Origin of the sequence: Nocardia araoensis NBRC 100135, assembly GCF_000308435.1 — a bacterium.
Classification (GTDB): domain Bacteria; phylum Actinomycetota; class Actinomycetes; order Mycobacteriales; family Mycobacteriaceae; genus Nocardia; species Nocardia araoensis.
Genome location: NZ_BAFR01000105.1, coordinates 1 through 10,475, shown reverse-complemented (window position 1 = coordinate 10,475; position 10,475 = coordinate 1). Strand labels below are relative to the sequence as shown.

At 69.8% G+C, this 10,475-nt stretch carries 9 protein-coding genes; 2 read left to right on the top strand and 7 right to left on the bottom strand.

Annotated features, from left to right (window positions below):
• The coding region (locus ON21_RS13210; RefSeq protein ID WP_245562581.1) for an ATP-binding protein at window positions 1-1,792 on the bottom strand (1,792 nt) is incomplete at its 3' end.
• Window positions 1,793-1,819: 27 nt separating this feature from the next.
• Between ON21_RS13210 and ON21_RS13205 the strand changes: the two genes are divergently transcribed.
• On the top strand, window positions 1,820-2,575 hold the full coding sequence (locus tag ON21_RS13205; protein ID WP_051020753.1) for a hypothetical protein: 756 nt from the start codon (window positions 1,820-1,822) through the stop codon (window positions 2,573-2,575).
• A gap of 42 nt (window positions 2,576-2,617) precedes the next feature.
• On the opposite strand, the gene ON21_RS13200 is transcribed toward ON21_RS13205, so the two are convergent.
• The 6 genes from ON21_RS13200 to ON21_RS13175 all read right to left on the bottom strand — a co-directional run bounded on the left by ON21_RS13200 (window position 2,618) and on the right by ON21_RS13175 (window position 9,829).
• Complete coding sequence (locus ON21_RS13200; protein ID WP_039798145.1) at window positions 2,618-4,333, bottom strand: ABC transporter ATP-binding protein; 1,716 nt, start codon at window positions 4,331-4,333, stop codon at window positions 2,618-2,620.
• The gene (locus ON21_RS13195; protein ID WP_083880588.1) at window positions 4,330-6,240 is read right to left on the bottom strand and encodes an ABC transporter ATP-binding protein; all 1,911 of its coding nucleotides are present in this window, start codon (window positions 6,238-6,240) and stop codon (window positions 4,330-4,332) included. The genes ON21_RS13200 and ON21_RS13195 overlap by 4 nt, the downstream gene beginning before the upstream one ends.
• 31 nt (window positions 6,241-6,271) lie before the next feature.
• Window positions 6,272-7,195, bottom strand: coding sequence for an alpha/beta hydrolase (locus tag ON21_RS13190; RefSeq protein ID WP_039798144.1), 924 nt, complete (start codon window positions 7,193-7,195; stop codon window positions 6,272-6,274).
• A 115-nt stretch (window positions 7,196-7,310) separates the two neighbouring features.
• Window positions 7,311-7,979, bottom strand: a complete 669-nt coding sequence (locus tag ON21_RS13185; RefSeq protein WP_039798143.1) for a response regulator transcription factor — start codon at window positions 7,977-7,979, stop codon at window positions 7,311-7,313.
• Window positions 7,976-9,187 (bottom strand): sensor histidine kinase, encoded by a 1,212-nt coding sequence (locus ON21_RS13180; protein ID WP_039798146.1) that lies wholly within the window; start codon window positions 9,185-9,187, stop codon window positions 7,976-7,978. The genes ON21_RS13185 and ON21_RS13180 overlap by 4 nt, the downstream gene beginning before the upstream one ends.
• 186 nt (window positions 9,188-9,373) lie before the next feature.
• Window positions 9,374-9,829, bottom strand: coding sequence for a MarR family winged helix-turn-helix transcriptional regulator (locus tag ON21_RS13175; RefSeq protein ID WP_218004076.1), 456 nt, complete (start codon window positions 9,827-9,829; stop codon window positions 9,374-9,376).
• A 71-nt stretch (window positions 9,830-9,900) separates the two neighbouring features.
• Between ON21_RS13175 and ON21_RS13170 the strand changes: the two genes are divergently transcribed.
• Window positions 9,901-10,475: NAD-dependent epimerase/dehydratase family protein (locus tag ON21_RS13170; RefSeq protein ID WP_039798141.1), on the top strand; the 575-nt coding region annotated here is incomplete at its 3' end.

The following is a 10,475-nucleotide window of genomic DNA, read 5'->3' as shown; positions in this document are numbered from 1 at the left end:
GCGCCGCGAGCGCGCCGGGCCGCAGGTCGGCCAGCGAGTCCGCGATCCGCCTGTGCAACTGCGCCGTTCGCATCTCACCGAGCGAAGCGAGCACGGCGGAGCGCACCAGTTCGTGCCCGAAGGCGACGGTCCCGTCCCGCACCGCGACGACTCGTGTGGCGACGAGTTCACCGAGCCGATCGTCGAACCCGCGTGCGCCGTCGGCGGCGGCGACCAGTCCGACCGGGGCGTTCGGGCCGATGACGGCCAGCACCTCGGCCAGCGCTCGCGCCGACGGTGACACCGCGCCCAGTTTCGCCGCTGTGATCTCGGCGGCGGCGCCCCCGACATCCAACGGACGCCCCGCCCGGACGAGATCGCACAATTGCGCGGCCACGAAGGGGCTGCCGCCGCTCAACTCCACGATCTGGGCGCGCAGCTCGGGAGGGGTCGCACCCGCCTCGGCGCGCACCAACTCCTCCACCGCCGCGTCCGGCAGCGACGAAAGGTCCACCGCGACATGCGCTCCCGCGGAGCGCAGCAAACGCACGGCCGCGTCCACCTCGGACGGCAGCGGTTCGGGCCGGACGGTGAGCAACAGCAGAACCGGATGAGCGCGCAGCACCCGCATGGCCGCCGCGATCATCCGCACCGAGTCGGGGTCGGCCCACTGCACGTCGTCGATGACCGCGACCACGCGGCCGGTCTCCCGCGCCACGTCCGCGAACAGCGCCGCGAGTGCCCTCGGTGTCGGCGTACCGGGGACCGCGCGCCCGGCCAGCGCCGCCTGATCCAGCCACGGCGTCAGCGTCGCGGGGGCCGAAGCGTCGATGCCGCTGCTGCCCGCGGTGAAGAACGCTTGGTCGCCGTGTCGTCGCACGGCGTCCTCGACTACGGCCGTCTTGCCGATGCCGGGCGCGCCGCGCACCGTCACGACGGTCAGCCCACGCTGCGACCGTTCGCGGGCGCGGTCGAGGACAGCGGCGACGTCGTCGCGTCCGACGAGGGCGGATCGCCCTACCGCCGGAGGCGGCGACGGCGCGGCCGGATTGCGGATCTCGTTCTCCACCCGGGCGGTGTCGGGCGCGGGATCGAGCCCGAGATCCTCGCGCAGCGCGCGCCGCAATCGGAGGAGGACATCGAGCGCCTCGGAGATCCGTCCGCAGTCGCGCAGCGCGAGCGCGAGTAGGCGGGCCGTGCCCTCCCGATGCGGATGCCGCTCGCGTTCGTCGGTGAGCAGCGTGACCGCATGCCGCGCGCGACCGAGCACCAGCAAGCCCTCGGCGCACATTTCCACCAGTTCCGAACGCAGCTCGTCCAGACGCGCCCGTTCGGGAGCGAGTTCGGCGACGTCGCCGACATCGGACAGCGCGTCGCCGCGCCACAGCCGCAACGCGCGTTCGAGCAGGTCGACGGTTCGACCCACGTCGCCGTCGGCGTGCGCGGCCCTGGCGTCCCTGGACAGCAGGTCGAGCAGGTCGAGGTCGGTGCCCGATCCGCCGCAGCGCAGCACGTAACCGTTCGAGCTCGTCTCGATCCGGACTTCGGGCAGCGGCCGCAACGCCCGGCGCAACCGCGACACGTAGCCCTGGAGTGTGACCAGGGCGCTCTCGGGCGGGTCGCCGCGCCACAGGAGTTCGCACAGATAACGCGCGCTGCGGGTGGTGCGCTCGGCGGCGAGGATGACCAGCAGATCGGCGTGTTTGCGCGCCGGGATGGCGGTGCGGGCGCCGTCCGGGCCGCGCACCTCCAGCGGGCCGAGCACCGCGATGGCCGGTGCGTCGTCACCGGACCCGCCGCGCACCAGCGTCACACCAGCGCCCTCGCCGACTCTTGGCTCATGACACACACGCAAGCACTCCCGCCAACCCCGACCACCGGCGACGAGCGGACCGTCGTCGGCCGCCCCTCTCGCGAGACTGTACTTCGGATGTGCGGCGCCGCGCTGACCATCGGTGGAGCACTGTGCATCGCGGGCGGCACACTGCACCCGATCGTCGCGGGCAAAGGCCATTCGGTCGATGCGCTCACCAGCTCCGGCACGCCGATCGCGCAGACCCTGCTCGGCATCGGAACCGTCCTGCTGGTGCTCGGACTGCCCGGCATGTACGCGTGGCTGCGAGCGCGACTCGGCCCGGCCGGATTCGTCGGCACGGTCGCCTACCTGGTCGGCAATATCGTCACCGCGACCGGTCATCTCACCGTCGAGTTGTTCGTCGCCTACCCTTTCGCGTCCGATCCGCGGACCGCGCACCTGATCGCCGACAACGACAACATGATCGACACCACCGCGTTCGCGCTGTTCAACTCGATCGGCGGTCTTGTCATGCTCGCCGGTATGGGCCTGCTGGGCGCAAGCCTGCTGCGTCACAACGCGATTCCCCGCTGGATCGCCGTGCTCACCCTGCTCGGCATGGTCGGCTTCTTCCTGCCGATCCCCGCTACCCAAGGATTGTCCGGATTCATCTACGAGGCGCCCCGCGGCATCGCCGTCGCCGCCATCGGTGTGCTGATGCTGCGCAGCCCGGCGGGATTGCGCCGCTGGGCGAAGCCCGCCCGCGGCGTGGCAGCGCCGAACCGCGAGCGGACCCCGTGATCGACGCCGATCGGGGCGGAGCCGGGATGTTGTCATCCCGGCTCATTCGGCTGCCACAGTCGCCGTGGACAGGTTCCAGAAGTCGGCGTAGCGGCCGCCGAGGCGCAACAGCTCGTCGTGGCTGCCCGCTTCCACGATCCGGCCGTCGTCCAGGAACACGATGCGGTCGGCCCGCCGGACGGTCCGCAGCCGGTGCGCGATCATCACCACCGTCCGGCCCGCCATCAGCCGCTCGATACCGTCGTGGACGGCGGCCTCGTTGATCGGATCCAGTGCGGAGGTCACTTCGTCGAGCAGCACGATCGGCGCGTCCTTCAGCAGGGCCCGGGCGATCGAGACGCGCTGGCGCTCACCACCCGACAGCAGTGCGCCGCCCTCGCCGACATTCGCCGCCCATCCGCCGGGCAGCCGCTCGATCACTTCGTCCAGCCCTGCCGCGGTCGCCGCCGCCCGCACCTCGGCTTCGGCGGCGTCGGGACGGCCCAGACGCACGTTCTCCTCGATCGTGCCGTCGAACAGATAGACGTCCTGGAAGACGACCGCGATCCGTTCCATCAGCACATCGGTGCTGATCGCGCGCACGTCCACGCCGCCGACCCGCACGGCGCCCGCATCCACGTCGTAGAACCGTGCGAGCAATTGCAACAGGGTGCTCTTGCCCGCACCCGACGGTCCGACGACGGCGACCCGCTGTCCCTCCGGCACCGACAGCGACACGTCATCGATCACGGTACGGCCGCCGTGGCGGAAGACGACCGACTCGAACGCCAGGTCGTGGCCGGCAGGCCGGATCGGCTCGCGAGGTTCCGGCAGCGGCTCGGTGCGCAATACGGAATCGAGTCCGCTCAGCACGGTACGCGCGCCGCGGAGTTTGCCGCCGATCTCCGACAGCGACAGCAGCGGATCCGCGCAGCGAGCGACCAGCACCAGGATCGTCACCATCTCCGCCGCACCGACGTCCCCGCCGAGCGCGAGGTAGGCGCCCAGGGCCAGCAGCACGGTGAACATCGCCTGGACCGTGAGCGTCAGGCCCACGATGCCGGGCAGCGCCGACAGCACGGCACGGCGGGACGCGCGCTCGAGTCCCGACAACGAGTCGTCGAGTAGCCGGAATCGCTCGGCCGTTCGGCCACCGGCTCGCAGCACGGGCTGCGCCTGGAGGTATTCGACGACTCTCCCGGTGGCTTCCTTGGCGCGTTCGACGCGTTCCGCATCGGCCGCGGCCATCGACCGTCCCGTCCAGACCTGGATCGCCGCCACCACCGGCACGGCGGCCAGCGCGGCCAGACCCATGTGCCAGTCGAAGGCGAGCAGCACGGCGACGATCGTCAGCGGAGTCACGCCGGCGGCGATCATCGGCCCCAGCAGATGCGCGATCACGCTCATCGCCTGCAGCACACCCTCACTGGCGAGAACCGACACCTCGCCCACGCGACCGGCGGTGAACCAGCCGAGCGGAAGCCGGGCCAGGCGATCGCCGAAACGGTGGTAGACACCGCGCAACAACGTGGTCCCCACGCGGAAACCGGACAGGTCGCTGCGATAGCGCAACGCCGCATAGCAGGCGATCGCCGCGCCGAACGCGATCAGCCACGGCCGGGCGTCGGTGGGCGTGCTGCCGAACAGTGCTCGCAGCACCGGAACCAGCAGTGCGTAAGACAAACCTTCGGCTATCGAGGTCGCCGTCATCAGGGCCACGGTGCGTCGGACCGGCTGGGCGTACTCGTGTCCCAGCACCCGCAGCAGCATTCGGATCATCGGGGCTCAGCTCCTCGCGGTGTTTCGTCGGCGGGCGGTCGCGTGAGCACGCTCCGCGGTCTGCTCCATGGCCCGAATTCGCGCCGCAGCATGCCACCGAGGGTTTCGACCTCCTCGGTGAGCGCGGGCCGATGGGATCGCCAGAATTCGGCGAACTTTCCGTTCCGTGCCAGCAATTCGCCGGGTGTGCCTCGTTCGACGATCGAACCGTTCTCCAGCAGCACGACGGTGTCCGCGTCGGCGATGGTCTCCAGCCGATGGGCGATGACCAGGATCGTCCGATCGCCCTCCAGCGTCGCCAGGGCTCGGCGCACCGCCTGCTCGGTGTGCGGGTCGGCGAACGCGGTGGCCTCGTCGAGCACCAGCACGGGAGTGTCGGCCAGCAGCGCGCGTGCGATCGAGATCCGTTGCGACTCACCGCCCGACAGCTCGGCCTCGGTACCGAGCACCGTGTCGTAGCCACGCGGCAGCTCGAGGATCCGATCGTGGATGTTCGCCAGCCGGGCGGCGCGCACCACGTCGTCGAGGTCGGCATGCGGTACCGCCAGCGCGATGTTGTCCGCGACCGAGGCGCGCAGCAGCCGAACGTCCTGGAAGACGAAGGAGACCATCCGATACAGCGCCCGGCTGCCGAGTTCGCGCAGATCGACGCCGCCCAGCAGGACCGAACCGTGTGTGGGGTCGAAGAATCGCGGCAGCAGCTGTACCAGCGTGGACTTCCCGCTGCCCGACGGCCCCACGATCGCGGTGACCGTTCCCGGCTCGAGCACCAGGTCGATGCCGCGCAGCACCTCGTGCTCGGCGTCGTAACCGAATCGCACGTCGCGCAGTTCCACCCGGTGCCCCCGCGGCGCGACCGGCCGCGCGGGTTCCGGCAGCGACGGCACCGCGAGCACTTCCCGGATCCGGTCGACCGCGCGCCGGGCGGCCTGCAGATCGTCGAAGCCGTGGCCCAGCGCCGCCACCGGAGCGGTCAGGCCCAGTCCGAGCAGCAGGAACGGCAGCAGGTCGGCCGGGGTCATGGCGCCGCTCGTGATCAGGACCGCGCCGCCGGTCAGCACGACCAGCAGCACGAACGGCGGCGACAGCACCACCTGCATCGCCGCACCGAGACCGGCCAGACCGTGCACCAGGCGAAGGAAGGAGTCGGTGAAATCGTCCGCCGCCGTGCGGAATTTCCGGTGGGCGCGCTCCCCCGAGCCGAACGCCTTGACCACCGCGATGCCCTGCACGAATTCGACGGTCGCACTCGCGATCCGGGCCATCCCCGCATCGAACTCCTTCTGCTCCCGCAGCCGGGCGGGAGTCATCATCAGCGGAACAAGCGCCACTGCCAGCGCCACCGGTATCAGCGTGATCAACGTCAGCCGCCAGTCGACGGTGAACAGATAGATCAGCGACACCAGCGGCACCACGAACGCGGCGACGAGCTCGCCCGGAGTGTGGGCGATGAGCGGGTGCACGGTACCGACGTCCTTGCCCACGATCTTCGCCAGCTCGCCGCTGCCACGCCGGGAGAACCAGCCGATCGGTACCCGCCCCAGTCGCGCGGCCAGCTTCCGGCGCAACGACAACTGCACCCGGCTGTCGAGCAGGTGCCCGATTCCGGACGACGCGGCGGTGAACAGCAGCCGGACGAACAACCCTGCCGCGCCCGCGATCACGATCATCCGGACATGGCCGTGATCGATCGGTCCCGGCGACAGCAGAGCCCGACCCAATTCGACGACCGCGAGCAACGGCGCCAGACCGGCGACGGCGCCGATGATCTGCAGGACGACTACGGCGGCGAAACCGCCTGTATACGGGCGCAGCAACCCGGTCGCACTCCGTCCCGCCGGGGAATCGACATCCGGCGGAGGCGGTGCGGATCGCTTGCTCGCCTCGGCGAGGTCGATGGTAGTCACCGTTGTTCCCTCTTCCTCGATCACTGTCCGGCTATACCGCTTGCGACCCGGTCGCCGGATCCAAGGCCTGGCGCAGCACAGCGGCGAGCTCGGCGCTCTGGCGCTGGGACACCTCGGCGGACACCACCGCCTGCGACCCGTGAAACGTGCCGGGCCACTGGTGCAACTCGACCGGCACGCCCGCTTGCAGCAGGCGCAGCGCGTAGTCGATGTCCTCGTCGCGGTTCGGGCAGTACTCGGCGGTGGCGATGTAGGCGGGCGGCAGACCGGACAGATCCGTGGCCCGCGCCGGGGCGGCGTACGGCGTGGCCGGCGTGGAGCCCAGGTAGTGCTGCCACATCTGGGCCACTTTCGCCCGGGTCAGAAAGGGCGTATCGGTGAAATTGCGCGCCGACCAGGTCAGCTGGCGGTCATCGAGAACGGGTTGGTTGAGCAGCTGGAAGCGGATCGGCGGCCCTTGCTCGTCCCGGGCCCGCAACGCGACCGCGGTCGCGAGTCCCGCACCGGCGCTGTGCCCGCCGATCCCGATCCGCGCCGGGTCGATGCCGAGCTCTGCCGCGTGCTGGGCTGTCCAGGTCAGCACCGCGTAGACGTCATCGTGCGCGGCGGGGAACGGATGTTCGGGGGCCAGACGGTAACCCACCGAGATCACCGTCACGCCGGAGTTGCCTGCCAGCAGAGCGGCCAACGGATGTTCGGTGTCCAGATCGCCCATGACGAATCCGCCGCCGTGCAGCCAGATGAGGGCGGCCTGCGCCCGGCCCGGCCGATAGATCCGTATCGGCACGTCGAAACCACCCGGCACCGTGCGTTTTTCGATCGTCATGTCTGCGAGATCCGGTACCGGAATCGCGGCGACCAACTCGGCGAGGTTCTTCCGTGCGGTCCCCGGGTCGCTCAGATCGGCCGGGGGGAAGAACGGGACAGCGGCTTCGAGTTCGGGATCCAAGATCATGCCGTCGATGGTCGCTCCGCCGAGGTCCGCTCGGCTTCCGGCGACGGGAGTCTGCGCATACGTGAATGCGCGTACGACAACGGCGATCGGCTGCGCCGGTCGTCGTAGCCGATCGCTACGAAGTGAGCCCGGTCTGGTAGGCGATCACGACCAGCTGCGCTCGGTCGCGCGCACCCAGTTTCACCATCGCGCGGCTCACATGGGTGCGTGCGGTGGCGGGACTGAGGAACAGCGCGGCGCCGATCTCGTCGTTGCTCATGCCCTGCCCCACCAGCGCCAGCACTTCGCGCTCCCGGTCGGTCAGCACCGCGAGCCGGTCCTCGGCGGACTTGGCCGCCCGGCGCTGCGCGGTGAACTGACCGATGAGCCGCCGGGTGATCCGTGGTGCGAGCAGCGCGTCACCGGCGGCGATCACCCGGATGGCGTGCAACAGTTCGGCCGGGCCCGCGTCCTTGAGCAGGAACCCGCTCGCGCCCGCCTGCAAGGCATCGAAGACGTTCTCGTCGGTGTCGTAGGTGGTGAGGATGAGCACCTTGACCTGCTCCATCCCGTTGGCGTCGGCGATCGACGCGGTGGCGCGGATGCCGTCCAGCCGTGGCATGCGGATGTCCATCAGGACCACGTCGGGGCGGGTGGCGCGGGCGAGTTCGACGGCTTCCGCGCCGTTGGTGGCTTCACCGACCACCGTGATGTCGTCTTCCAGGTCGAGCAGAACCTTGAAGCCGGAACGGACCAACCGTTCGTCGTCGGCGAGCAGGACTTTGATGGGTGGTGTGGAGTTCACAGGCGCGACCCGACCGGGGTCAAGGGCAGGCGGGCGGTGACCTCGAACCCGCCGTCGGGACGCGGTGCCGCGTCCAGTTCACCGCCGAGCAACCGGCAGCGTTCGCGCATCCCGACGATGCCGCGTCCGGTGGTGGAGCCTTCGGTGCGGACCGGTGCGGCGTCGCGACGGCCCTCGTCGAGTACCCGTATCCGCAAGGCGTCGATGCCGGGTTCGAGCGCCACCGTCACCCTCGTCGGGCCGACGTGCCGGATCACGTTGGTGATCGATTCCTGCACGATCCGATACGCGGCGCTGCCCACCGCGCTCGGTAGCGGCGTCACCGGAGAGGTCTGCTCGAAAGCGATGTCGAGCCCGGCATCGCGGGCCTTGCCGACGAGTTCATCGATCTGGCCGAGGCCCGGGTAGGGTTCGCGCTCGTCGCCGTCGCGCAGTACGCCGAGGATCGCGCGCATCTCGCGCAGCGCACGGGAACTGGTCTGCTCGATGGTGCGCAAGGCTTCCTTGGCCTGTTCCGGTCGCTTGTCGAGTACATGGGCGGTGACCCCGGCTTGCACGTTGATGATGGCGATCGCGTGGGCGACCGTGTCGTGGACCTCCCTGGCGATGCGCAGCCGTTCGGCGTCGACCCGCGCTCTGGCCTCCTCGTCGCGGGACCGTTCGGCGAGTTCGGCGCGTTCTTGCGCGTCGGCGGCGATGACCCGGCGGGATCGGACGGACTCACCGAGGATCGTGCTGATCACCGACGCGCCGATCCGGAAGAACACCCAGCCGATGGCCACGAGCGGCTGGACATCCGCCGCGGCGATCAGCCAGCCGACGGCGAGGACCGCGATGCCTCCACCCGCGATCATCAGCGATCGCCGCCCGTCGCCGTAGGCGGCCAGGGTGTACAAGGCGACGAAGAGTGCGAGATAGGAAGCCCGGTCGGGGAAGCCGAGACCGAAATAGATCAGACTGGCCAGCGCCGTCACGCCGAACACCGCGACCGGCTGCTCGCGGCGGGCGGCGACCGCCAGGCCGCTGACGATCAGCAGGACATATCCGAAGCCCGACACCGGCGTGTAGGCCGGCTCGAGCGGCACCGGTATCGCGGCACTCTGCACCTGGATCACGGTGACGAACAGCGCCAGCAGGATATCCGGGAACCAGGCGGGCCGACGCGAGAACCAGGCGGACAGCCGTCGTGCCGCCGCCTGCTGAACCATGCCGTGAGCGTACGGCATCCGCGAGCGCTCGCGCTCCTCACCGGATGCGCGATCGACTACGACGACCGACGCAGCCGATCAGGATCTCCTACGCGGATTCGCGTAGGCCGGAAGCCGAGGATGCACGGCGCTATTCGCCCATCGGCTGCCGACGGCTCCGGTTCTGCGCTCAGGCCGCCCAGAGCGTCAGGACTGCTCTTGCTCGGGATGGGTCACGATGGTTTGCAACGAGTTCCGCAGTTGCTGTGCGGCCTGCGGACTGAGCTGTGCCAGGAATTCACGCTCGGCGGCATCGCTCGCCTCGGTGGCCCGACGAAGAGTGCCCTGTCCGGATTCGGTCAGTTCGACCACGTTGCGACGCCGGTCGTTCGCGTCCGGATGACGTGCCACCAGGCCCTTGCCTTCCAGAGTGTCCAGCATCGCGACCATCGTGGTGCGGTCGATGCCCAGCCGCTGCGCCGCCTGCTGTTGGGAAGTGGGTTCACGGCCCGCGAGGACGAACAGCACACCGAGTTCGCGCCCGTCGATGCCGTATGGCGCCAACGCTTTCGTGTTCAGCTCGGCCATCCGCAACTGCGCGTGCTTGAGCAGGTAGCCCAACCGACTGCTCAATTCGGGGCCCGGCCCATCCGTCCTAGACACCCGAAGATTCTATCGCTAGCCTGATCGTCAGTAGTACTGATAATCAGCTATACAACAGAAAGTCGTATGTGATGATCTTGGTCACCGGAGGTCTCGGGTTCATCGGCTCCCATACGGTGCGAGCCCTGCTCGACCTGGGCGAGGGCTGCGTGCTGGTCCAGCGTCGGACCGGCGAGGTACCGGCCGAGTTCGCCGGTGCGCAGGTGGCGGTGGAGCGGGCCGACATCACCGATCGAACGGCGTTGCTCGACGTGGGCACGCGCCACAAGATCACCGGCATCGTGCATCTCGCGGGTTCGATGCCCTGGCCACCCGGCTCCGACGAGCCCATCGAGGGCGCGCGGAAGGCGATCGGCAGTCTGTTCAATGTGATCGAAGCCGCCGAGGCCTGGGGCGTGCCGCGGGTCGGCGTCGCGAGCACGATCGGCGTCTACGCCGGCCTGACCGGTGCGGGTCCACTGCGGGAAGACATGCCGGTTCCGCTGACCGCACCCCATCCGATACCGAGCTTCAAGAAGATCGGTGAGCTGCTCGCCGACCATTTGACCGGGGCGACCGGCATCGAGATCGTCAATTACCGCATCTCCGCCATCTGGGGCCCGCACGGCCGCCCCGCGGACCCGTTCTTCCCGGCCCCTCAGCTCGT